This window comes from Dyella sp., assembly GCF_051954575.1.
GTDB lineage: Bacteria > Pseudomonadota > Gammaproteobacteria > Xanthomonadales > Rhodanobacteraceae > Dyella_B.
Map to the genome: position 1 here is coordinate 1 of NZ_JBQCHP010000143.1, position 22,836 is coordinate 22,836.

A 22,836-nucleotide genomic window follows, 5' to 3' on the forward strand; every position below is an offset into this window, starting at 1 on the left:
CCGATCGCTGCGCTCAACGCCGCCGGCGTGATCGGCCCCATGAAGTGCTTGGCGACCTTGCCGTCCGGCCCGATCAAATACGTGGTGGGCAGGCCGCGCGGTTCGTCAAAATCGGTGAGCGGCTTGTCCATGGTGACCTGCGCCATCGGGAAGCTCACCGGGTGCTTGTCCAGGAACGCACGGATGTCGGCAGGATCGGTATCGTCATAGGCGATGCCGATGGCGCGGATATCCGGATGCGACTTCACGAACTGCGAGATCTCCGGCAGTTCCTTGATGCATGGCACGCACCAGGTCGCCCAGAAGTTCACGATCACCCAATGCCCCCGCTGCGCGGACAGATCGTAAGGTTTGCCATCCAGTGTCGTCACTTTGAGTGAAGGCTGTGCCGGCATGGCGGCGTAGACCGGCGCGGCCAACAGGCAAACGGCCAGCAACAGGCTTGATGCGAACAACTTCATGTTTCCGATTCCTGCGTATGGGATGCCTGGCGCGGGGGCGCTGGCGAAGTGCGGACAGGATAGACCTTGTCCAGGCGGGTACCCAGCGTCGCATCGAGCGAATGCGCCAGGCGCGTGAGCGCGGACAGCAGCTCCGGCGGCAGCTCGATGCCGGAGGCGGCGGCCTGCTCGGCCGGATTCAACGGCAATCGATAGCCGCTGTGCTGATAAACGTGCAACAAATCGGTGCTGTCCAGGCTGCGCACCAGCGACCAGCCGCCGGTCTCGCCGCGATGGATGAGCCCGGCACGCAGCAGGTCATCGAAATAGGTGGCGATCGCTTCGCTGCGCAGGCAAGGTTCGGCGGCGCGAATGGAGAGCGGGTCCACGCATTGCCCCGCGCGCTGCGCATCCACGAAGTGGCGCAGCACCACCAGCAGCCCGAGAAACTCCGAACCGGCCGGCATGGCGTCGCACGGCTTCTGGTATTCGAACGCTGACAACGATGCGGAGAGCGACGCGCACAGAATCACGATCACCCACGACAGATAGATCCACAACAGCAGCAACGGAATGATCGCCAGCGCGCCATAGATTTGTTGATAGTTGTGCGCACTCTGCACGTAATGCGTAAAGCCCCAGCGTGCGAATTCGAACAGCACCGCACCCAGCACGGCGCCGATGGCCGTGTGCTTCTTGTTGACGCGCAGGTTGGGAACGGTGGTGTACATCAACCACAAGGTGAGGAACGTCACCACGAACGGCAGCGCCTTGAGCAGTTGCTGCGCCACGCCAAGCTGCGCACTGGCACTGCGCAGCATCGGCACGGCCGCCACATAAGAAGTGACGGCGATGCCGCCAACCACCAGGATCGGCCCCAGCGTAAGCGCCGCCCAATACAGCAACAGGCGCGGTCCCCATGGCCGATGATTGCGCACCTGCCAGATGCGGTTGAGGCGGTCTTCGATGCTGATCATCATCGACACCGCGCTGAACAGCATCACCAGCACGCTGATGCCGGTCAGCTTGCTCGCGTTGGAAGCGAAATCGAGCAGCGTCTTCTGCACCGTTTCGCCCGCCGCCGGCACGAAATTGCTGAAGACGAAATTGATCAGCGTGTCGCGCGCTTCCTCGAACATCGGAAACGCCGCGAACATCGCCAGCACCGCCACGGTAAGCGGCACCAGCGATACCAGCGTGGTGTAGGAAAGCGCGCCGGCTGTCTCGAAACACTTGTCGTCGAGAAAGCGCCGCCAGAGAAAGCGGCCCAGGCTCACTGTGCGGTCACGGTCGAAAGGCAGGTTCATGGCAACTCAACATCCCTATAACGCCCGTACACTACCCCATCCTGGACGAATGCCCCAAACCCGCCAAAACGCATGAGCGACATCCTGATCCTGTACTACAGCCGCACCGGCCACACCGCCCAGATGGCACGCCTGATCGCCCGGGGCGTGGAGGAAATTCCCGGCATGCGCGCACGCCTGCGCCAGGTGCCTCCAGTGGCGCCGGTGACGGAAGTGGCGCAGCCGCCGGAACCGGAAGAAGGCGCGCCCTACGTCAACAAGCAGGATCTGCACGAGTGCGTCGGCCTGGCCTTGGGCAGTCCGACACGCTTCGGCAACATGGCCGCGCCGCTGAAGCATTTTCTGGACAGCACTGGCGCCGAGTGGGCCAGCGGCGCCCTGGTCGGCAAGCCGGCGGCCGTGTTCACCGTCACCAGCACCATGCACGGCGGGCAGGAATCGACCTTGCTGAGCATGGCGCTGCCGCTGCTTCATCACGGCATGCTGTTGCTGGGCATTCCTTATACCGAGGCCGCACTGAGCCACACGCAAAGCGGCGGCACGCCCTATGGCGCCAGCCATGTGGCCGGCAGCAAGGGCGAGAACGCCATCACCGAACACGAACGCGAACTGGCGCGCGCCCTGGGCCGGCGCCTGGCCGATACCGCCCGCAAGCTGGCGGCTCAAGCGTGACGTCGCGATCAGGGGTGGTCAATCGCATCGGCGTGGCGGCGTGGATCGCGCAGATCCTGCTGCAATCCGCATGGTACGCGTGGCTGTTTCCGCCGCAGCGGATGCCGATATGGCTGGCCCTGGGGTTGGCGGTGGTCCCGTTGTTATTGCCGCTGCTGGCGATCGGTAACGTGCGCCGCGCCTTGCTGTGGGTGGGCATGCTCAACCTGTTCTATTTCTGCCATGGCGTGGCCGAAAGCTGGAGTTCGGCGCAGGAACGCGTGCCCGCGATGCTGGAGGTGCTGTTCGCCCTGCTGTTGATCGGTGCGCTGGGGGCCGGGGTGAAAGCCAAGCGCGGCTGACTCTGGTAGGTTGGGCACAGCCCCGACGTGACGATGTGCATGGCGACGTCGGGGTTTACATCCCAACCTATGAGGGTTCGCCATGGGATTCCTGCAAGACGCTCCGCAATTTGCGCATCCGTTTCGCAGCGATCGCCTGCTGACCGCCCTGCTCGATCGCGTGCTGCCTAAAGAGCGGCGTGCCGCGCTGGATGCCGATCTCGATGCATTGGGCGACTACGCGCTGATGGCGTTCGAACGCAGCAGCCGCAGCACGCGCCGCAAACCGGTGCTGACGCAATGGGACGCATGGGGCCGTCGTGTCGACCGCGTCGAGTTGACCGCAGCGTGGCTGGAGGGCCCGGCGCTCACCACGCGCCATGCGATTCTCGCTTCCGGACACGAATCCCACGAGCACGCGCGGCTGGAAGAGTTCGCACGCGCCTACCTCTACCACGTCGCCAGCGAGTTCTACACCTGTCCCTTGGCGATGACCGATGGCGCGGCCACCGCGCTCAAGGCCTCCGGCAACCAGGCGCTGATCGAGCGCGCGCTGCCGCATTTCCTCAGCCGCGACGCGAATGATTTCTGGCTGTCCGGGCAATGGATGACGGAAAACATCGGCGGCTCCGACGTCGGCAACACCGAAACCATGGCCCGGCAGGACACCAACGGGCAATGGCGTCTTTATGGCCGCAAATGGTTCAGTTCCGCCGTGGTGGGCGAAGCGGCGCTGGCGCTGGCACGTCCAGAAGGCGCGGCTGCCGGCCCCGCATCGCTTGCGCTGTTCTATGTGGAAACGATGGACGGCCAGGCGCGCAAGCCGGAACTGAGCATCGATCGCCTGAAAGACAAGCTCGGCACGCACGAACTGCCCACCGCGGAAATTCATCTCGACGGCCTGCCCGCATGGCCGTTGGGCGAACTTGCGCACGGCGTACGCCAGGTGGCGCCGATGCTCAACATCACGCGCACCTGGAACGCGATCGGTGCGCTCGCCAGCATGGCGCGCGGCATCAGCCTTGCGCGCGACTACGCGTCAAGGCGACGTGCGTTTGGACGTCCATTGCGCGAGCAGCCCTTGCATGCGCAGACGCTCGCCGACATGCAGGCCGAATTCGAAGGCGCGTTCGCGCTGGCCTTCGAGGTGGCGCATCTGCTTGGGCGCGTCGAACAAGGCGTCGCCACACTGCATGAAGCCGTTGCGCTCAGGCTGCTCACGCCGCTGGTGAAACTGTGGACCGGCAAGATGGCGGTGAGCCTGTGCTCCGAAGCACTGGAATGTTTCGGCGGCGCCGGCTACATCGAGGACACCGGCCTGCCGCAATTGCTGCGCGATGCGCAGGTGTATGCGATCTGGGAGGGGACCACCAATGTGCTGTCGCTGGACAGCCTGCGCGCACTGGCCGGGCACGACAGTTTCGCCGCGTTGCGCAAGCTGATCGGCGAATGGCTGGCCAAGGCGCACAACACGCAGGCCTCGTTCACCGTGCAGGCCGCCCTGGACGCCACCGCCTTGCACCTCGATGCGAAGAAGATCGAGCGTGCGGAACTGGAAGCCGGCGCCCGCGGCGTGGCGTTCACACTGGCGCGTTGCGCCGCCGTCGCACTGCTGGCACGCCAGGCGGCCTGGTCGTCGCCACGCGACCAGCGGCCGGCCGCGGCCATGCGGCGTTTTCTCGGGCACGGCCTGCTTCGTCTTTCCGACACCAACGAGGAAGACAGCCGCCTGCTGCTGGAATGAGCAAGTGCGGTTAAAATGCGGGCTCCCTCCTGGACGCCCTCGATCATGCAGCATCTGACCATCGTCACCACCGGCGGCACCATCGACAAGATCTACTTCGACGACAAATCGGACTACAAGATCGGCGCGCCACAGATCGGCGACATCCTCAGCCAGCTCGGCGTGGCGTTCCAGTTCGACGTCATCCCAATCCTACGCAAGGACAGCCTGCACATCACGCAGGAAGACCGCGCGCTGATCCGCTCCACCATCGAAGCCCAACCCAGCCGCCATGTGCTGGTGACGCACGGTACCGACACCATGGTGGAAACCGCGCAGGAACTGGCATCGCTCAAGGGCAAGGTGATCGTGCTCACCGGCGCGCTCAATCCGGCGCGCTTCCAGGGTTCGGATGCGGTGTTCAACATCGGCTGCGCGGTGGCTGCGGTGCAGACGTTGCCGGACGGCGTGTATATCGCGATGAACGGCCGTGTGTGGGATCCGGCCAAGGTGCGCAAGAATCGCGAGGCGAACCGGTTCGAAGAAGTGCGCAATTGACTGTGCTGAAGCTACTGCGAGCCAAGATCATTGATGACGAAGAAACTGAAACCCGTAGCCATTGCGCCCGAGCTCGAAAACAACGAGCTGTCGAAGGCCCAGAAAACCTTCAACCAGCTGATCAAGCAAATCGAAAAGCGGCGCGCGACACTGATGGAATGGGAAGTCGTGGCGCCACGGGTCCAGCAGCGCGTCATCGAAGAATTGTTGCCGCTCGCAAACACCCTCGACAACAAGCTGACCAAGTTCGTGCAAGCATTGGACCATGCCCACGGTCAGAGGGGCCTGACCAAGGCCGAGCGCAACATGCTCTCGGAGATCATTGCCGAAGTGGCCGGCAACCTGGCCGAAAAGCTCGATGATGAAGCTTTGAAAGCGATCTACAACCGGCACGCCGACAGCGACTTCGACCTTGAACAGGCTGCCGAAGTCGACATGCTGAAACAGGCCGCCGAAGACGCCTTCGGCATCGACCTGGGCGATGACGTGGAGTCGCTTGACGACCTCATCGAACGCACTCAAAACCAGTTCGAGCAGCGGCGACTGGAAGAGGAAGCCCGCGAGCAGGCGCGCAAGGAGCGCCAGGCAACCCGCAAAAAAACCAAAAAAGCGACCGAAGAAAAAGCGCGGATGGCGCGGGAACAAACGACCCTTTCGCTGCGCGAGGTTTATCGCAAGCTGGCCAGCTCTTTGCACCCGGACCGCGAAACCGACCTTGCCGAACGCGAACGCAAGACGGCGTTGATGCAGCAGGTCAACCAGGCTTATGAAAAGAACGACCTACTGAAGCTGCTCGAACTTCAGCTGGAACTGGAACATATCGATCAGGCAGCCATCAACAACATCAGCGAAGGCCGCCTGCAGCAATACAACAAAATCCTGAAGGAGCAGATCGGCGAGCTGGATTCGGAACTGGCGCATGTCCAAGAGCGGTTTTGCGCGCAGTTCGGCCTCAACCCCTTCGCTCCTCTCACACCCAGGACAGCCGAGCGTTCGCTCTCTACCGAGATCGCCGGAATCAAGAGTCATATACGCTTGGTAGAAGCCGATACGCTGCTATGCCATGACCTGAAGAAGCTCAAGGCGAACGTGAAGCGCTGGCACCGGGAAATCTCCACGCCTGATTTCGACGAGATGCTGGCGGATATACAGTTCTAGAGCCTGACAGTGAGCCTGAGGACACTCTAAAGCATGCCGGTTTCGAGCTTCGCCACGTCCGACATCATCGAGTGATTCCACGGCGGATCGAACACCAGGTCGACATCCGCTTCCTTGATGGTGGGAATCAGCTCCAGCTTGGTGCGCGCATCGTCTATCAGCACGTCGCCCATGCCGCAACCCGGCGCGGTCAGCGTCATCTTGACGTACACCTTGCGCTCTTCGGGGGCGACGCTCTCCAGGCTCACGTCGTAGACCAGGCCCAGCTCGACCACGTTGATCGGGATTTCCGGATCGAACACGGTGCGCAATTGCTGCCACACCAGGGCTTCCACGTCCGAATCGGTAGCGTTATCCGGAAGCTCGAGCAGTGGCGGCGGCTCCTTGCCCAGCGCATCGGCGTCGTTGCCGGCGATGCGAAACAGGTTGCCTTCCACGTACACGGTGAAGCTGCCGCCGAGCGCCTGCGTGATGTAGCCCACCTGGCCGGCCGGCAGCACCACGTTTTCGCCCTGGGGCACCATGACCGCATTGCAATCGCGTTCCAGGGTGAAAGGCTCGCTGCTAAGACTAAAACCGCTCATGCCGTCTCTGATGAATCGTGCGTTGGATGAATCACGGGGAAGCCGCTCGACGGCTGTCAGGGCTTCTATTATGCCGGCCGCCTGTGGGGGATGTCCTGCACAATCAGGTTGATTCGGCCAATCTCAAGGGGCCCCTGGGTAGAAGCCGACGCAATCCCGTTTAAAATGCGCGCTTTACCGCATGCAGGACAACGCGTGATCGCCCTCCCACCCTACCGTAGCGAGCATCCATGACCGTGCGCCAGATCGTCGGCGAATGCTTCGCGCTGTGCTGCGCGGTAATGCTGGGCCTGGCGGCCGGCGCCGTCTGGTTGCTGCCCAGCGTGTTCTTCCATCGCCCGCTGCCGTGGCTGGCGGTACCGGCGGGCTGGCTGCTGGGCATCGCGATGCGGCAGTGGGTCCATGGCAAGAAGTGGAATGCGGCGCTGTTGGCGGCGCTGGCCACGCTGATAGCCAGCGCATACCTGCGCGTGCTGATCGCCGCGGTCAACCTGGCCGCGATGATGGGCTACGGCCTGGTGCATGCGATGCGCACAGCGGGCGCATCGATGCTGCTGGATTTCGCGCGCTTCGGCACTGGCAAGCTGGATATCGCCTGGGCGGTGGCCGGCATGGTGGTGGCGGCGATCACCGCCCTGCGTACGCCGGCCGTCTCACCCAAGCTGCGCTAGGCGTCCAGCGTTTTCAGTTCCGATACCAACTGCCCGGCCGCCGCCTGGCCATCGCCGTACAGCATGCGCGCGTTGTCGGCATAGAACAGCGCATTCTCGATGCCGGCAAAGCCGGTGCCCTTGCCGCGCTTGACCACGATCACCTGCTTGGCCTCGGCCACGTCGAGAATCGGCATGCCGTAGATCGGCGAGGCGGGGTCGGTCTTGGCGACCGGATTGACCACGTCGTTGGCGCCGATCACCAGCGCCACGTCGGTGACCGGAAATTCCGGATTGATGTCTTCCATGTCCACGATCAGGTCGTACGGCACGCCGGCCTCGGCCAGCAGTACGTTCATGTGGCCCGGCATGCGGCCGGCCACCGGATGGATGGCGAACTTCACCTTCACCCCGCGCGCGATCAACTGCTGCGCGAATTCCCATACCTTGTGCTGTGCTTGAGCGACGGCCATGCCATAGCCCGGCACGATCACCACGCGTTCGGCGTAAGCCATCATCACCGCCGCATCCGCCGCCTCGATCGGCTTCTGGCTACCACCGATGGCCTGCGCCGATGCACTGGAAGCCGCGCCGAAGCTGCCGAACAGCACGTTGCCGATCGAACGGTTCATCGCCTTGGCCATCAGCTGCGTCAGCAACGTACCGGCGGCGCCCACCACCATGCCAGCGATGATCATCGCCTCGTTCTGTAGCACATAGCCTTCGAACGCCACCGCCAAGCCAGTAAAGGCGTTGTAGAGCGAGATCACCACCGGCATGTCGGCGCCGCCGATCGGCAGCGTCATCAGCACGCCGAACAGCAAGGCCAGCACGAAGAATACGCACACCAGGGGAAGGGTGAGATGCCCGGTCGCGAGCCACACGCCGATCCCCACCGCCGCCGCCAACACCAACAGGTTCACCGCCTGCTGGCCCGGAAAAACGAAGCGCCGATCCAGCCAGCCCTGCAGCTTGGCGAAGGCGATCAGCGAACCGGAAAAGCTCACCGAACCGATCAGCGCGCCCAGCACACCCAAGGCGAGCGCCACCGGGCTCAGCGGCGCCACGGTGACCACACTGTGCAGCGGCGACCAGCTTTCCGGCATCAGCGGGAAGGTGTTCGGCGCCACGACTATCGCGCTCTGCGCGTGCCCGACCAGTTCCGACGCACCGATCGCCGCCGCCGCACCGCCGCCCATGCCGTTGTACAGCGCCACCATCTGCGGCATCGCGGTCATCGCCACGCGCCGGCCGGACCACCACGCCGCTGCCACGCCGATCAGCACGGCCGCGATGATCAGCCCGCGGTGCTGCATGTCCGGCAGCAGCAGCGTGGCCACCACGGCCAGCAGCATGCCGAAGCCCGCCCACACGATGCCGCCGCGCGCGGTGCGCGGGGAGCTCATGCGCTTGAGGCCAAGGATAAAAAGCAGGGCGGCGATGAAATAACAGGCGTCGATCAAGCTCTGGGCCAAGCCCTGGTTCCAGGCCATCACTTAGCCTCCCCGCGACCCTGCCCCGGCTTGCTGGACTTGAACATCTCCAGCATCCGCTCGGTCACCACGTAACCGCCGGCGGCGTTGCCGGCACCCAGGAGTACACCGATGAAACCGATCGCCATCTCGAACGGCGTGCGGGCATGCCCTAGCGCGATCATGGCCCCAACCAGCACAATGCCGTGGATGAAATTGGAGCCGGACATCAACGGCGTATGCAGGATCACCGGCACCCGCGCGATGATTTCGTAGCCCGTAAACGCGGCCAGCATGAAGATGTAGAGCGCCAGGAACCCGTCCAGCATGTCCTTCCCCCGCCAATCGGTCACATTCACCGCATCATACGGTGGCCGGGACGCCGCAATCCATGCCGCACGGCAGTCGGGGCAAGCCGGCAGGGCCGGCAGGGCCGGTAGGGACAGCGCAACGTCAACCCGCGCGGGTGCCGCGCGTTGATGTCGAGAGTCGAACCGATGGAGCCCCAGGATGCCCGCCCCGACGATCCGGAGACCGGCGCCATGAACAGCGTCTCAGCCGTTTTCGAGGCGGAACTGCTTGCGCCGCAAGGCCAGGCCGTACCAGCGAGCCTGGATGCCTTCCTGGCCAGCATGGAACGGCGCGCCTTCCGCATGGCCGAGCTGCATCTGGGCAACCGCGAGGACGCGCTGGACGCCGTGCAGGACGCCATGCTGCGCCTGGTCAAGCATTACCGCGGCAAGCCGGTGGAAGAATGGACCCCGCTGTTCTGGGGCATCCTGCGCCGGCGCATCGTCGATCTGCAGCGCCGCCGCAAGGTGCGCTCGATCGTGGTGGGCTGGCTGGGCGGCGGGCATGACGACGACGGCGATGAACTACCGGTATGGGAACCGGCCGACACCGGTCCGGATCCCTTGGAAAAACTTCATGGCGAACAGTCCTACGCGGACGTGGCGGCAGCCGTACGCCGGCTTCCGCAACGCCAGCGCGAAGCCTTCACGCTGCGTGTACTGGAAGGGCTGGACGTGGCCGAAACCGCGCACGCCATGGGCTGTTCGGAAGGCAGTGTGAAAACTCATCTCTCGCGGGCCATGCAGCATCTGCGCGAGCACCTGGAGGCGTGGCGATGAATTCGTCCGACAAACAATTCCAACAGCGCGTTCGCGCGCTTTACCAGGAGGCGACCCAGAGCATCGATCCGGTTACCGCCGGCCGGCTGCGCGCGGCGCGCCGCACCGCGCTGGAAGCCGCCACCGCGCATGCATCGCCGCACCATCGCGCGCGCGTGCTGCTGCCGGTGGGCGCGCTGGCCGCCGTGGCGCTGGCGGCATTGATGATCTGGCAGCCTTCCCCCGCTCCACAGCGGGACGGAAAGCCGCAGGGTGTTGCCGTAGCCGAGCAGGAGAACGAATATCTGCCGCCCGGCGCCGATAAGGCCGACCCCGGCCTTTATCAGAACCTCGACTTCTACAGCTGGCTCGCCGCCAACGACGGCAGCCAGGCCAAGCGTTGATCCATGCTGCTACGAACGGTACGCCTGCCAGCACTGCTGGCCCTCCTGCTCGGTCTGATGATCGCGCTGCCGTCACATGCGCAGAACACGCATCCGTGGAACGCCCTCAGCCCGTCCCAGCAGTACTTGCTCGCGCCGCTGCAATCGCAGTGGGACACCCTGCCGCAGGCGCGCCAGGAGCACATGCTGCAACGTACCCAGGAATGGATGAAACTGCCGCCGGAAAAGCAGCAGGAAATTCGCGAGCGCATCGACCGCTGGCAGAAAATGACCCCCGAGCAGCGCGAGCAGGCGCGCCAGAACCAGCATCTGTACGACACTCTGCCGCTGCAAAAGCAGCAGGAACTGCACGAAGCCTTCAAGCGCTATCAGCAATTGCCGCCCGACCAGCGCGATGAACTCCGGCGTCGCTGGCTAGAGCAGTCACCGGAACAAAAGCGGCAATGGCTGGACCATATCGGGCCGCATTCCACCTTGCCTTCGGGGCATGCGTTTGGCATGCCCCACGGGCGTCATTGATCTGTTCGGCGACTACGCGATGACCAGCGCCTCGCCGCTGCGCGTCACGCAACTTTTTGCCACCAGCTCATCATCGAAATCCGGCTGCAAGGCGCCATCGCGCACCAGCAGTTCAATGAAGTTGTAGAGGTTGCGCGCATACATCTCCGATGCGTGCAGCGGCGCGCCAGCCGCCAGGTTGAGCGGGCCGAGGATGGTCACGCCACCGTGCTCCACGCGCTCGCCCGGGCGCGTCAGTTCGCAATTGCCGCCGCTTTCGGCGGCGAGATCCACGATCAACGCACCCGGCTTCATGCCCTCGACCATCGCAGCAGTGAGAATCTTCGGCGCCGCGCGTCCCGGCACCGCCGCGGTCGTCACCACCGCATCGAACACCTTCAGATGATCGGCCAGGGCCTGCTGCTGCGCCGCGCGCTCTTCGGCGGTGAGCTCGCGCGCGTAACCGCCGCTGCCCGCTGCGCTTACGCCAAGCTCCAGAAACTTCGCACCCAGCGATTCCACTTGCTCACGCGTTTCCGGGCGCACGTCGTAGCCTTCGATCTGCGCGCCAAGGCGGCGCGCCGTGGCGATCGCCTGCAAGCCGGCCACGCCCGCACCGATCACCAGCACGCGCGTGGGCCGGATCGTGCCCGCCGCCGTGGTCAACATCGGAAAGAACTTCGGCGCGCTCTCGGCCGCGATCAGCATGGCGCGATAACCGGCCACCGCCGCTTGCGAACTCAATACGTCCATCGCCTGCGCGCGCGTGGTACGCGGCAGCAGTTCCAGCGCGAACGCGGTAAGTTTCTTCTGCGCCAGCGCGGCGATACGCGCGGCCGCGCCATGCGGCCGCAACTGGCCGAGCACGATCGCGCCTTCGCGCAAGCGCGCCAATGCAACATCGTCGGGTGGCAGCACGCAGGCCAGCAGATCGGCCTGTGCCAGCACCTGGGCCGCATCGGCGAATTCGGCCTCCGCATAAGCCGCATCCGGAAAACCGGCAGCCGTACCGGCATCGTGTTCAAGCAGCACGCGCAACCCCTTGCCGCGCAACTTCTTCGCCACTTCCGGCGTGATCGCCACGCGCCGTTCGCCGGCGGCGGTTTCACGCAATGCGGACACGGTGATCGACATCGGCCATCTCCTGCTGCTGCGGATGAGGCTTCACATCCTAGCCCAAGCGCGGGGTAGACTGACCGGCCCGAACGAGAGGCACCTCGATGTCCGAGCAGATCGTCGGCAACACGCTGTTGGAGCTTGCCCGCCGTGCGCGCGAGCTGGCCTATGCGCCCTATTCCCGCTTTCAGGTCGGCGCCGCACTACAGACCAAGGACGGCCGCAGCTTCTCTGGCTGCAATGTGGAGAACGCCGCGTACGGCCTATGCAATTGCGCCGAGCGTACCGCCTTGTTCAGCGCCATCGCCGCCGGCTGCAAGCCCGGTGATTTCAGCGCGATCGCCGTCATCGCCAACACGCCCGAACCGGTCACGCCATGCGGCTCCTGCCGCCAGGTACTGGCCGAACTGTGCGCCAGCGACATGCCAGTACTATTGGCCAACGTGGCCGGCGCCACGCGGCAAACGACGGTGGAAGCTTTGCTGCCAGATGGATTCCGCCTGGTCCCCAATCGCTGATCGTAGGACGCCGGTTACGGACTACGCACCGAATCCGCCGCATCGAGCAATGACTGCAGCGCCGCATCAAACGCCGACGGATCATCCACGAACACGGCATGGCGCGTATCCGGCACCGTGACAAAGCGCGCTCCACGTATCGCCGCAGCCATCTCCTTCTGCGCATCGAGCAGCGGCGATTCGCCGGCAGCAATGACCAGCGCGGGACGATCGATTTTCGCAAGCGCCGGCCGACGATCGGCGCCAAAGATATCCGCCGTCAACATGGCCGAACCCACCGCCGGCGGTGTGCGCTGCGCCTGCGCGATCACCGCATCGATATCCGCCGGCGGATGCTTGAAGATGGAACGCACCATGCCGGCACTGTAGTCGGCCGGATGCGCTGCATAGCGTGATAGTCCCGAGAGTATCGCCTTGCTGAATTCCTTGCGGATATCCAGCTCGTTGGTGCCGGCGGAAACCGGCGAATCCACAAAAACTATGCCAGCCAGCGACCCAGTGCCGAATTGCTGCACATAAGCGGCCACATCCTGCGCGCCTTGCGACCATCCCACCAGCACATAGCGTTTCACATGCAGCGAGGCCAGCAAGGCATGCACGTCTTGTGCGCGACGCTCCGGCGTATTGCCAGTGAGCATGATCGACGATTCGCCTTGCGAGCGCGAATCCACCGCGATCACGCGCCGATGCGGCGAAAAGCGCTGCAATTGCTCTCGCCACAGCGACGCCGTCAAGGTCCAGCCCGGGATCAGCACCAGGGCTGGCGCCGCATGATCCTGCCCCGCCTGCAGATAGTGAATGCGTGCACCATCGTCGGTCGTGAAATAAGCGTCGCCGATCGATGCTGCGCTTTCGCTGGCGTGCACACCGGAAAGCAGCGCGAGCAGGACGATGGCAATCACGCTTTTCAGCGGCTTCATGGCACGCACTCCAGGGAAAGGTGCGCGGATCGTAGGGCCACGGTGCGCCCGTGTCTGCGTGACTGAAAGGCATCGTGACCGGCGACAGACCGTTGTAGGATAAGCGTTTTCCCAGGCACGACTCCCCATGCTCGAAGCGCTTTCCCTGCTGCAGCAACGCCATTCCGCGCCTTCGCGCCAGCTCGGCGAACCCGCGCCCGACACCGCCACCTTGCGCAAGCTGCTCGAGGCGGCCATTCGCGTGCCAGACCACGGCAAGCTGGTTCCCTTTCGCCTGATCGAACTGCGCGGCGACGCCAAGCTGAAATTCGGTGCCCTGCTGGCCGAGCGCGCGATTCGCCGCGATCCGGAACTGCCCGAATCCAAGCGCGAAAAGGAACGTCTGCGTTACACCTTCGCGCCGCTGGTGATCGCGGTGATCGCACGCATCGACCACGCCGCGGGCATTCCGGAGATCGAACAGAAACTGTGCGCCGGCAATGTGGCCTACAACATCCTGCTTGGTGCGTATGCGCTGGGTTTCGGCGCGCAGTGGCTCACCGGCTGGGCCGCCTACGATGCGGAAGTCGCCGGCGTGCTTGGCCTTGCGTCGCACGAATGCGTGGTTGGTTTCGTGCACATCGGCACGCCGCAGACGGAAATTCCCGATCGCGAACGCCCCGCACTCGCCAACCTGCTTACCGAATGGAAGGGCTGAACGCATGTCCCGCCTGCCTACCGCGCACCTGATCGACGGAAGCCTATACGTGTTCCGCGCCTGGCATTCGATGCCGGACGAGTTTCACGATGCAGACGGCCATCCGGTCAACGCGGTGCACGGTTACACGCGTTTTCTGTGTGAGTTGCTGGAGCGCGAAGATCCCTCGCATCTTGCCGTGGCGTTCGATGCGTCGCTCACCACCTCGTTCCGCAACGCGATCTATCCGGCCTACAAGGCCAATCGCGAGCTGCCGCCGCCGGATCTGGAACGGCAGTTCGTGCTGTGCCGCGCGGTGACCGAAGCGCTCGGCATCCGCGTGCTGATCGACCACAGCTTCGAAGCGGACGACCTGATCGGCAGCAGCTTGTGGAGTTTGCGTGCGCATGGGTTCCGCAGCGTGATCGTGTCGGCCGACAAGGATTTCGGCCAGTTGCTGGGCGAGCACGACGAGCAATGGGATTTCGCGCGCAACCTGCGCTGGGGTCCGTCCGGCGTGTTCGAGCGGCTGGGCGTGCACCCGGCGCAGGTGGCGGATTTCCTCGCCCTGTGTGGTGATGCGGTCGACAATATTCCCGGCGTACCCGGCATCGGCGCGAAAACCGCTGCCGCATTGCTCGCGCATTTCGGCAGCCTCGATGAACTGCTCGACCGCGTGGATGAAGTCGCCTTCCTGCGCATCCGCGGCGCGGCCAGCTGCGCGGCGAAACTGCGCGAACACGCCGAAGCGGCCCGGCTCTATCGCCGCCTCACCCGCATTGCGCTGGACGCACCCATCGAGAGCGGCATCGACGTTTTGATCCGCCAGCGCGGCGTGGGCACGCTGGAAGCCCTGTGCGAACAGCTACGCTTCGGCCCATTGACGCGCACTCGCCTACGCGCACTCACCAGCCTTTGATACGGATCTGCATGAACGACATCAACAAGCCCGAAGACGCCAACGCGCCGCTGGAAACGCTCTACCAGGGCCGCTGGCTGCGACTGCGCCGCCGTGGGCGCTGGGAATTCGCCGAGCGCAACAATCCCGGCGGCGCAGTGATCATTCTGGCGGTGACGCCGGAAGACAAGGTGCTGTTCGTGGAGCAATACCGCGTAGCCGTGCAGCAATTCACCATCGAAATGCCGGCGGGCCTGGTGGGCGACCTGGCCGAGCAGGAACACGAAGGCGCACTGCTTGCCGCGCAGCGCGAACTGGAAGAAGAAACCGGCTACCGCTGCAGCCACGTCACCTTCGTGCACGAAGGGCCGTCGTCATCCGGCATGAGCAACGAGATCATCGCCTTCGTGCGCGCACATGACCTGGTGAAAGTGAGCGATGGCGGTGGCGATGCGACCGAAAACATCGTGGTGCACGAAATACCGCGGCGCGAGGCGGGTGCATGGCTGGTGGCGCGCGCGAAAGATGGTTACTCGATCGATCCGAAGCTGTTTGCCGGGTTGTGGTTCATCGAGCATGCCCAGACATTCGGTTGACCCTCCTCCTCCCCTGCCGGCCATAGCTAGCTGCACGGTTCGTAACAACTTCTTTTACTTCACGGTAAAACACGAACAAACGCAGTGGGAAGTTGTGCAGTACCTATGCGTGCCGGCAGGGGAGGAAGCCACGATTCGGAAGCAACGATGGGTCTAGCCCAGCGTGCCGTCGGCGATGCGAGGCGTTGCGGGCGTCGCTTCATCCTGCTCGGATAAGCGCAAGGCTTGCAGATTTCGCTTCAGCACCAGCGCCCAGCATTTCAGATCCTGCACGGCCAAGGCCGCTTCCTGTTGCAGCAGGCCGCTGACGTCGTATTCCGCGTTTGGGTCCGCGCAAGGTTGTGACGCACTTTGCTGCGTATTTCCCATGAAGGCCGTCATCTCCGCACCCTGGATCACCGAATCGATGATGTGCAGCATCTGCACGCCCGCCTGCTCCATCACGATCATGCCTTGCCGGATGCGATCCACACAGTCGCTGACGACTGCATCGATGTGCTTGCAGGTGGCCGCGCCGCGCTGGGCGTTTTTCAGTACCTGACTGGCCAGCGGGGAAAAATGCTGCGCCGCTTGATCAATGGTGGGCGGCGGAACCAGTTTCGACGCCGTGTTTTCCACTTCGTCGATCAACCGCACCACGTCGTGCGATAGCTCGCTGAAAACGCGCGCGTTGTCGATCAATTCGTGGGCGATGCTGCGGCCGCGGCTGAGCGAAACGCTGGCCGCAGCGACAGATTTGTCACCCCTGATGCAGGCGTATTTTTTCGCTGTGTCCGGCTGCTCGTGCATGGCGCCGCTGTGCGTTTGAAAGGCGGCATTCCTGCAGCGGTGGCTTGGCACGTCTCCTTCTTCCGCCACGCGAGTGCGCTTGAGCGACACCCTCCACTTCCTCACCAGCTTGAAACCTTTTGCGTTGCGCATATGCAGCGCCCTCGCTATGCATTTTCGATGACAGGTGCCTGGGGCTCCAAGCCGCCTGGACGGGCTTGGAAGTTTCCGTGCACTCGGTGAGTGCCCCTTTCATCTCCACGCGATGCCGTTTCCGCTCCGTTCGGTATCGCCGCTACATATTCATTAGCGAAATGCGTGTTCAAATATGTTTTAGTCCAACGCGCACGCCAACGCAAGCGGTTTCCGCAAGTTTTTTCAAAAAATTTGCAGTGCGGTCGTGCACTGCGCGCAAGCGCATGTATTCCCGCGGGAAATAGCTGCCCAGCCTGATTGGTGGCGACAGGCACCCGGGCTGAATACTGGAAAGAAAACGTTACGCGCTCTGTTGCAGCGTCCTCATGCGCCAGACCGCGACCGCCGCGCCCACTGCGGCAACGCCCAGCCAGCGCGCGGCCACGGCGTTGTCGTTGCCCAACCATAGCACCGCATCGACCGCGCCGATCACCAGTAACGCGATGGCCGGTGCAAGCAGCGGATCGATGCGCCGGTAATGCCAACGTACCAGCAGGCCGGCACCGAGCGTGGCCAGCAGCACAGCCAGCACGCGGCGCAACCATGGCGCGTCGGGTGGCAGCGGCGAATCGGGGAAAATTCCCGACAACGGCATGTCGCCCGATTGCACGGCGAAGCCGATGCCATCGGTCGCATCCGTGGCTGGCACGAGTTTCTTGCCATCCAGCTTCGCCACCACGGTGACGGTCTGCACCGGCACCGCTTCCCAGCTGACGCGCAGATCGCCCAGTTGCGGATGCGTCGGTACCGCGCTGGTCACCAAGCCGTTGTTGTAGAGGCTGAAGCTGGCGGCGAGATTGCTCGGCAGGCTGCGCAGGTTCGGCGTCACCTGCTCGCTGCCGGTCAGCGCATGCACCAGCGCCGGCGCGAGCACGAAACCGTTCAAGCGCACCAGACCCGCATCGAACTGCTCGCCCTGCAACGGAAACTTGTCCGGATTGGTGTGGCCTTCCGGATGCTCGAAATGGCTGGAATCGACGGGATGATCCTGCCAGTCCAATTCGTACGTGGGCGCGCCGCCATAACGAAGTTCGCGCCACTGGAACATCTGCACGTGACGAATCAGCACCGGCTGGTCGGTCTGCTGATTGAACTCCTTGTCGAGCGGCGCCTCCACCACTTGCAGATCGCCGACCACGCGAACCATAAAGCCCTGTTCGCTCGCATCGGGCGTGCCGGTGCTGCCCAGGTCAAGCACGTCGCCACCGTGGCGCTTCATCTGTTCGGTGTAATCGAACTGCGCCTTTTCCACGACCGCGCCCACGCCTACGCCGACCAGCAGAAGCACGGCGCCCAGCGCAGGCAAAAGCAATTCACGGATGGAGAGTGGTGGCTTGCGCTCGCCGCTCATCGAGCCTCCGGGTGGATAGGTGACGGATCAGACGATGCCGCGCAGTTCGGGCTGCTCGTCAGCCGTACCATAACGCCCGCGCTCATCGCGTGTCACGCGCGCCATGGCGCAGGCGTGATCATGCGTAAAAAACAGCCGCACGTTGCGCGCGAGCTTGTCGTCCAGGAAACGGCGCTTTTCGTCGATCAGCGCTTCCGGAAAGCGGTCGTAACCCATGGTGATGGGCAGATGCACCCAGGAACGGCCGGGAATCAGGTCCGCACAGAACACCACGCCAGCCACTTCGGACAACATAAGTCCGGGCGTATGGCCGTCCGAATAATGGAAGCGCACGGCCCGTCCCAGTGTTTGCGAATGATCGCCCGCCACCAGTTCCAGCCGTCCGCTGTCCTGCAACAGCTGCTGCAGTTCGGGAATGAACGAAGCGCGATCGCGTGGATGCGGTTTCAATGCGCGTTGCCAATGCTGGGCGCCAACAAGAAATTGCGCATGCGGAAACAATAGTTGTGCAGGCCGGCCTTCTTCCCACGCTGCAAGCAGGCCGCCGGCATGATCGAAATGCAGGTGCGACAGCACTACCACATCGATGTCTTCGTGCGACAAGCCCAGCTCGGCGAGCGACTGCAGCAGCACGTGCTCGCCCTCCATCACGCCGTAGCGTTCGCGCAATGATGGTTCGAAGAACGCGCCGATGCCGGTTTCGAACAGCACGTTGCGACCTTCCAGATCCTTCGCCAACAGGCAGCGGCAAGCGAGCGGAATGCGGTTGGACGCATCCGGTTCGATCCAGCGCGACCACATCGCCTTGGGCGCATTGCCGAACATCGCGCCGCCGTCGAGTTTTTGGGTGTTGCCGTTGAGGGACCACAGTTGCATGACGATTTTCCGAAACGCTTGAACGTGTCTCGCCATCTCCTTGGCGTGGCGTAGGCTGGGATGAGCCGCAGACGAATCCCAGCACGATGAAGTTCACGATAATGCCGGGATTCGCGTTCGCTCATCCCAGCCTACTCTAGACGACGCGATGCTTACTGCACCTTGCCCAAGCCATCATCCCTGCGTGGATCGCTCGCCGCATCCAGCTTGTTGTTGCGGCGATCCCAGATCACTACATTCATGAAGCCCCACGGGTCGCGCTGCTTCAGCGTGTGACCCATCTCGGTCAGCGCGCTGCTGGTGGCGGCGTCGAACGCACCGGGCTCGACCATGACCACGTCCGGCATGTATTGGTGATGGAAGCGCTTGTGCGCAACCACCTGATGTGCATCGCCGCCGTCGATGAAGGCGAGGATGCCTTCCAGCACCTGGGTGATGATGGTGGAACCGCCGGGCGAGCCGATCACCGCCGTGCGATCCGGGCCGATCACGATGCTTGGCGACATCGACGACAGCATGCGCTTGCCCGGCTCCGGCGCATTCGCCTTGCTGCCCAGCAGGCCATACACGTTCGGCTTGTTCGGCACCAGCGCGAAGTCGTCCATCTCATCGTTGAGCAGCACGCCGGTGCCCTTGGCGACGAAGGTGGAGCCGAGTACGTAGTTCACGGTGGCGGTAATCGCCACCATGTTGCCGTCCGCATCGATGATCGAGAAATGCGTGGTGTGCTGGCCCGGGTCCTGGCCGCCCGAAGGCGCCAGCATCGAGGAAGGGGTGGCTTTGTTCGGCAGGATCGTCTGGCGCAAGCCATCGGCGTAATACGGCGACAGCAGCATGGCCAGCGGCATCTTCACGAAATCCGGATCGCCCAGGTAATCGTTGTGGTCGCGGAAGGCGCGGCGCATCGCTTCGATCACCAGATGCACGCGATGGGCCTGGTCGAGCTTGCTCAGATCGAAGCCGGAAAGGATGTTGAGAATTTCGGCAATCGCCACGCCGCCCGACGACGGCGGCGGTGCGGTGATGATCTGGTAACCGCGATAGTCGACGGTGAGCGGCGCGCGCTCCTTGACGCGATAGGCGGCCAGATCCTTCAAGGTCCAGTTGCCGCCGGCTTCGTGCACGGCGCTGATCAGTTTCTGCGCGGTTTCACCGCTGTAGAAACCGGCTTCGCCATATTTGGCCAGCAGCTCGAGCGTATGCGCCTGGTCCGCATCGCGCCAGGTTTCGCCGGCTGCTGGCGGCTTGCCGCCCGGCAGGAATTTCTCGGCGGAAGCGGGCCAGCGTTGCAGGTTCTTCTGTTCTTCGTTGATGGAGCCGAGCAATCGGTCGTCCGGCTTGAAGCCGTCGCGTGCGGTGCGGATCGCCGGCGCCAGCGATGCAGCCAGCGGCAGCTTGCCGTAATGCTTGGCCAACCAAGCCAGGCCCGCCGGTTCGCCGGGAATGCCGGCCGACAACGGGCCTTTCAAGGCGGTGTCGCGATTGGGCGTGCCGTCCGGGTTGAGGTAATCCTTGGCGTTGACCGCCGCCGGTGCGGTTTCGCGCGCATCGATGAACACGCTGCGCTTCTCGCCGGCCAGGTACATGGTGGCCATGAAACCGCCGCCTATACCTGAGCTTTCCGGCTCCACCACCGACAAGGTGGAAGCCACCGCGATCGCCGCATCGAAGGCGTTGCCGCCCTTGGCCAGAATTTCCAGGCCCGCCTGCGTGGCGAGCGTGTTCGCGCTGGCGACGCCGGCGTGGCCGGGACGTTGCGCGAGCTGCGTGGCCGGCGTGGTGGTCTGCGGTTTGTCGGCAGCGAACGCGCCGCTGCTGCCGAGCAGGAAACCCATCAAGAGCACATGCCAACGCAACGCAAGCTTCATCCCTTGGTCTCCATCAGATGTCTGTATTTGCCTTCGAGCTGATCGCGCGTTTCGGCGTGCTCGGGATCGATGATGATGCATTCCACCGGACACACCACCACGCACTGCGGCTCATCGTGATGGCCGACGCATTCGGTGCACAGGGCGGGATCGATGATGTAGTACTCCTCGCCGAGCGAAATCGCCTTGTTCGGGCAGACGGGTTCGCAGACGTCGCAGTTGACGCAGGTATCGAGGATCTTGAGGGACATGCCCGGCTAGTCTACATGGGGCGGCAAGCAGTTGTGCGAAGCAGCAACGGCGCGTAGGTTGGGGTGCAAACCCCAACGTTTGTGGGTAGGGTTTCGCACTCCAGCCGACCCGCTCCCCTGCCAGGAAGGAAGCGGGCTTGGCGGCATTACATCTGCACGTAGCGGACGGTCGCGTCGGTCGGCTTGAGCACGTCGCTCACGCGCTGCTCGTCGGCCTTGTCGCCGATCACCACGATGATCACGCCCTTGAGCGAACCGGGCTTGGCATCCTTGAATGCGGTGGTGACGAGGTCGGCGGTCTTGCCCGAATCCGGGCCGCCGAAGGCCAGCAGGTTACCCGGCAGCACGCCGCGGGCCACGATGTCCTGCACGTTGCTGAGCTGGCGGTCGCGCGAATCCTTGGCGTCGTCGCTGTCGCCGGCCGGGATCATGTAGGCATACGGCTGCGGCGCCGACATGCCCTGCATGTTCTTCTGCATGATCTGGCCCAGGTAGGCGTTCCAGGCCTTGCTGTCGTTCGGATCGCTGGGTTTGGTCACCTGCGCCTGTTGCTGCGTCTGCTGCTGGCCGTCCTGTCCCTCGTTGTTGCACGCGGACAAGGCCAGGCAGCCGGTCAACGCCAGGGCGGAAGCGATGAGAGTGAGTTTACGCATAGTTATCCCCTTCGGTTTCGGGTTGCTTTTTTTGCCAGCGCTGCCGCATGGCTTGTTGGACCGCGGGATGCACGAAACCGGTGATGTCACCACCAAGGCGACCGATTTCGCGCACCAGCGAGGAAGAAATGAAGCTGTACTGCTCGGCCGGCGTCAAGAATAGCGTCTCGGCCTGCGGAATGAGATGGCGGTTCATGCTCGCCAGCTGGAATTCGTATTCGAAATCCGACACGGCGCGCAAGCCGCGGATGATCACGCCGGCACCCAGCTCGCTAACCAGTTGCGCCAGCAGGCAATCGAAGCCGCGCACTTCCACGTTGGGCAGGTCCGCCAGCGCCAGCCGCGCCAGCGTGATGCGCTCCTGCAGGGAAAACCCGGGGCCCTTGCCCTTGTTCGGGCTGTCGGCCACCGCCACCACGATGCGCTCGAACAAGGGCGCAGCACGCGCCACGAGATCCGCATGGCCGTTGGTGATCGGGTCGAACGTGCCTGGATAGACGGCGAGGCGTTTATTGACCGGCGGCTGATTCACGTAGACGGAAGAGCAGGCTGGGAAAGCACTAGCTTAACGGAAGCGGCGATAGAGCGCGTAGCTCACCTCGCCGGCGTGGCCCTCGCGATACGGCTGCCAATTCGACGGCAACGCAAGCACCAGCCCGCGCGGCGACTCCACGTAGATCTGCGCCGCATCGGCCAGCCAGCCGCCCTGCTCCAGTCGCTGCGCCAGCGGCGTCCACAGCTGCTGCGCGAACGGCGGATCGAGAAACACCAGTCCGAACGGCCGCGGCGCGGTTTGCAGAAAACGGGCGGCATCGGTCGTCGCCACTTCGCCGCCCTCCGCCTTCAGGCGCGTGAGATTGCCACGCAGAGCATCCGCCGCCGCGCGCTCCGGCTCCACGAACTGCACCGCTGCGGCGCCGCGCGACAACGCCTCGATGCCGAGCGCGCCAGTGCCTGCGCACAGGTCCAGCGCCCGCACACCGGCAATGGTCGGCGCCAGCCAGTTGAACAAGGTCTCGCGCACCCGCTCCGGCGTGGGTCGCAAGCCGGGGAGATCAGGTACGTTCAAGCGCGAATTGCGCAGATTGCCGCCGATAATGCGGATTCGCCCGGGCGCGGCCTTCATGCGCGGGCGCCCTCAGCGGACGGTACGGGTCGGGGTGTTAGCATCTAGGGACGCTCTGATCCATTTTGCGTGGCTGTCACCGGTTCTGTCCGTTCGCAGACCGCAGGAACATCGACGAAGGCAGACTGG

28 protein-coding genes are annotated in these 22,836 nt (G+C 64.0%); 13 read left to right on the plus strand and 15 right to left on the minus strand.

Translation table 11 applies throughout. The features are described from left to right. On the minus strand, positions 1–461 hold a 461-nt coding region (locus ACTHNE_RS17865), incomplete at its 3' end, for a TlpA family protein disulfide reductase (RefSeq protein ID WP_440269947.1). Continuing rightward, entirely contained in the window at positions 458–1,747 is a 1,290-nt protein-coding gene (locus ACTHNE_RS17870; protein WP_324941826.1) for a YihY family inner membrane protein, read from the minus strand. The genes ACTHNE_RS17870 and ACTHNE_RS17865, both read right to left, overlap by 4 nt. 72 nt (positions 1,748–1,819) lie before the next feature. Between ACTHNE_RS17870 and wrbA the strand changes: the two genes are divergently transcribed. The 5 genes from wrbA (at position 1,820) to ACTHNE_RS17895 (ending at position 6,178) form a co-directional block, all read left to right on the plus strand. Further along, entirely contained in the window at positions 1,820–2,419 is a 600-nt protein-coding gene (wrbA, locus tag ACTHNE_RS17875) for an NAD(P)H:quinone oxidoreductase (protein WP_324941829.1), read from the plus strand. Next, entirely contained in the window at positions 2,416–2,760 is a 345-nt protein-coding gene (locus ACTHNE_RS17880) for a DUF2069 domain-containing protein (protein ID WP_324941831.1), read from the plus strand. Before wrbA ends, ACTHNE_RS17880 begins: the two co-directional genes overlap by 4 nt. Before the next feature lie 82 nt (positions 2,761–2,842). Continuing rightward, positions 2,843–4,483 (plus strand): acyl-CoA dehydrogenase family protein, encoded by a 1,641-nt coding sequence (locus tag ACTHNE_RS17885; protein WP_324941835.1) that lies wholly within the window; start codon positions 2,843–2,845, stop codon positions 4,481–4,483. Between the two features lie 45 nt (positions 4,484–4,528). Further along, positions 4,529–5,020, plus strand: coding sequence for an asparaginase domain-containing protein (locus ACTHNE_RS17890; protein ID WP_324941838.1), 492 nt, complete (start codon positions 4,529–4,531; stop codon positions 5,018–5,020). Positions 5,021–5,053: 33 nt separating this feature from the next. Beyond that, the gene (locus ACTHNE_RS17895) at positions 5,054–6,178 is read left to right on the plus strand and encodes a J domain-containing protein (protein ID WP_440269948.1); all 1,125 of its coding nucleotides are present in this window, start codon (positions 5,054–5,056) and stop codon (positions 6,176–6,178) included. A gap of 26 nt (positions 6,179–6,204) precedes the next feature. Here the strand turns inward: ACTHNE_RS17895 and sufT are convergent, their stop codons facing one another. Beyond that, positions 6,205–6,762 (minus strand): putative Fe-S cluster assembly protein SufT, encoded by a 558-nt coding sequence (sufT, locus tag ACTHNE_RS17900; RefSeq protein WP_324938208.1) that lies wholly within the window; start codon positions 6,760–6,762, stop codon positions 6,205–6,207. A gap of 230 nt (positions 6,763–6,992) precedes the next feature. On the opposite strand from sufT, the gene ACTHNE_RS17905 reads away from it, so the two are divergent. After that, positions 6,993–7,433, plus strand: coding sequence for a hypothetical protein (locus ACTHNE_RS17905; protein ID WP_324938211.1), 441 nt, complete (start codon positions 6,993–6,995; stop codon positions 7,431–7,433). Here the strand turns inward: ACTHNE_RS17905 and ACTHNE_RS17910 are convergent. Together ACTHNE_RS17910 and ACTHNE_RS17915 are read right to left on the minus strand one after the other, a co-directional pair. Then, the gene (locus tag ACTHNE_RS17910; RefSeq protein WP_324938214.1) at positions 7,430–8,905 is read right to left on the minus strand and encodes an NAD(P)(+) transhydrogenase (Re/Si-specific) subunit beta; all 1,476 of its coding nucleotides are present in this window, start codon (positions 8,903–8,905) and stop codon (positions 7,430–7,432) included. The genes ACTHNE_RS17905 and ACTHNE_RS17910 overlap by 4 nt on opposite strands. Beyond that, on the minus strand, positions 8,905–9,213 hold the full coding sequence (locus tag ACTHNE_RS17915) for an NAD(P) transhydrogenase subunit alpha (RefSeq protein WP_284319965.1): 309 nt from the start codon (positions 9,211–9,213) through the stop codon (positions 8,905–8,907). Before ACTHNE_RS17915 ends, ACTHNE_RS17910 begins: the two co-directional genes overlap by 1 nt. A gap of 213 nt (positions 9,214–9,426) precedes the next feature. Between ACTHNE_RS17915 and ACTHNE_RS17920 the strand changes: the two genes are divergently transcribed. Genes ACTHNE_RS17920 through ACTHNE_RS17930 form a run of 3 tightly spaced genes read left to right on the plus strand, consistent with a single transcriptional unit; the run spans position 9,427 to position 10,916 of the window. After that, positions 9,427–10,014 (plus strand): RNA polymerase sigma factor, encoded by a 588-nt coding sequence (locus tag ACTHNE_RS17920; protein ID WP_440269949.1) that lies wholly within the window; start codon positions 9,427–9,429, stop codon positions 10,012–10,014. After that, positions 10,011–10,397, plus strand: coding sequence for a DUF3619 family protein (locus ACTHNE_RS17925; protein WP_324938223.1), 387 nt, complete (start codon positions 10,011–10,013; stop codon positions 10,395–10,397). The genes ACTHNE_RS17920 and ACTHNE_RS17925 overlap by 4 nt, the downstream gene beginning before the upstream one ends. A gap of 3 nt (positions 10,398–10,400) precedes the next feature. After that, entirely contained in the window at positions 10,401–10,916 is a 516-nt protein-coding gene (locus ACTHNE_RS17930; RefSeq protein ID WP_324938226.1) for a DUF3106 domain-containing protein, read from the plus strand. A 12-nt stretch (positions 10,917–10,928) separates the two neighbouring features. On the opposite strand, the gene ACTHNE_RS17935 is transcribed toward ACTHNE_RS17930, so the two are convergent. Next, positions 10,929–12,029, minus strand: a complete 1,101-nt coding sequence (locus ACTHNE_RS17935; RefSeq protein ID WP_324938229.1) for an NAD(P) transhydrogenase subunit alpha — start codon at positions 12,027–12,029, stop codon at positions 10,929–10,931. 86 nt (positions 12,030–12,115) lie between these two features. Between ACTHNE_RS17935 and cdd the strand changes: the two genes are divergently transcribed. Then, complete coding sequence (gene cdd / locus ACTHNE_RS17940; RefSeq protein ID WP_324938232.1) at positions 12,116–12,529, plus strand: cytidine deaminase; 414 nt, start codon at positions 12,116–12,118, stop codon at positions 12,527–12,529. Between the two features lie 14 nt (positions 12,530–12,543). On the opposite strand, the gene ACTHNE_RS17945 is transcribed toward cdd, so the two are convergent. Next, on the minus strand, positions 12,544–13,449 hold the full coding sequence (locus tag ACTHNE_RS17945; RefSeq protein ID WP_324938235.1) for an alpha/beta fold hydrolase: 906 nt from the start codon (positions 13,447–13,449) through the stop codon (positions 12,544–12,546). 127 nt (positions 13,450–13,576) lie between these two features. Here ACTHNE_RS17945 and ACTHNE_RS17950 point away from each other — a divergent pair, with 127 nt between their 5' ends. From ACTHNE_RS17950 to ACTHNE_RS17960, 3 genes are read left to right on the plus strand one after another with little or no spacing between them, the layout of a single operon-like run. Next, positions 13,577–14,146: a nitroreductase family protein gene (locus tag ACTHNE_RS17950; protein ID WP_440269950.1), complete on the plus strand. Its 570-nt coding sequence runs from the start codon at positions 13,577–13,579 to the stop codon at positions 14,144–14,146. 4 nt (positions 14,147–14,150) lie between these two features. After that, complete coding sequence (locus tag ACTHNE_RS17955) at positions 14,151–15,044, plus strand: 5'-3' exonuclease (RefSeq protein ID WP_324938242.1); 894 nt, start codon at positions 14,151–14,153, stop codon at positions 15,042–15,044. Positions 15,045–15,055: 11 nt separating this feature from the next. Further along, the gene (locus ACTHNE_RS17960; RefSeq protein WP_324938245.1) at positions 15,056–15,619 is read left to right on the plus strand and encodes an NUDIX hydrolase; all 564 of its coding nucleotides are present in this window, start codon (positions 15,056–15,058) and stop codon (positions 15,617–15,619) included. A 153-nt stretch (positions 15,620–15,772) separates the two neighbouring features. On the opposite strand, the gene ACTHNE_RS17965 is transcribed toward ACTHNE_RS17960, so the two are convergent. From ACTHNE_RS17965 to rsmD, 8 genes are all read right to left on the minus strand, one after another. Next, positions 15,773–16,408 (minus strand): hypothetical protein, encoded by a 636-nt coding sequence (locus ACTHNE_RS17965; RefSeq protein ID WP_440269951.1) that lies wholly within the window; start codon positions 16,406–16,408, stop codon positions 15,773–15,775. A gap of 475 nt (positions 16,409–16,883) precedes the next feature. Beyond that, on the minus strand, positions 16,884–17,933 hold the full coding sequence (locus tag ACTHNE_RS17970) for a TMEM43 family protein (RefSeq protein WP_324938251.1): 1,050 nt from the start codon (positions 17,931–17,933) through the stop codon (positions 16,884–16,886). A gap of 27 nt (positions 17,934–17,960) precedes the next feature. After that, positions 17,961–18,809: an MBL fold metallo-hydrolase gene (locus ACTHNE_RS17975; RefSeq protein WP_324938254.1), complete on the minus strand. Its 849-nt coding sequence runs from the start codon at positions 18,807–18,809 to the stop codon at positions 17,961–17,963. A 152-nt stretch (positions 18,810–18,961) separates the two neighbouring features. Further along, entirely contained in the window at positions 18,962–20,677 is a 1,716-nt protein-coding gene (ggt, locus tag ACTHNE_RS17980) for a gamma-glutamyltransferase (protein WP_324938257.1), read from the minus strand. Then, positions 20,674–20,928: a YfhL family 4Fe-4S dicluster ferredoxin gene (locus ACTHNE_RS17985; protein ID WP_324938260.1), complete on the minus strand. Its 255-nt coding sequence runs from the start codon at positions 20,926–20,928 to the stop codon at positions 20,674–20,676. Before ACTHNE_RS17985 ends, ggt begins: the two co-directional genes overlap by 4 nt. A gap of 146 nt (positions 20,929–21,074) precedes the next feature. Further along, on the minus strand, positions 21,075–21,581 hold the full coding sequence (locus ACTHNE_RS17990; RefSeq protein WP_324938372.1) for a hypothetical protein: 507 nt from the start codon (positions 21,579–21,581) through the stop codon (positions 21,075–21,077). Continuing rightward, positions 21,574–22,113 (minus strand): pantetheine-phosphate adenylyltransferase, encoded by a 540-nt coding sequence (coaD, locus tag ACTHNE_RS17995; protein WP_324938369.1) that lies wholly within the window; start codon positions 22,111–22,113, stop codon positions 21,574–21,576. The genes ACTHNE_RS17990 and coaD overlap by 8 nt, the downstream gene beginning before the upstream one ends. Positions 22,114–22,146: 33 nt before the next feature. After that, a complete protein-coding gene (gene rsmD, locus ACTHNE_RS18000) occupies positions 22,147–22,707 on the minus strand; it encodes a 16S rRNA (guanine(966)-N(2))-methyltransferase RsmD (protein WP_324938366.1) in 561 nt (186 codons plus the stop codon). Positions 22,708–22,836: the final 129 nt, after the last annotated feature.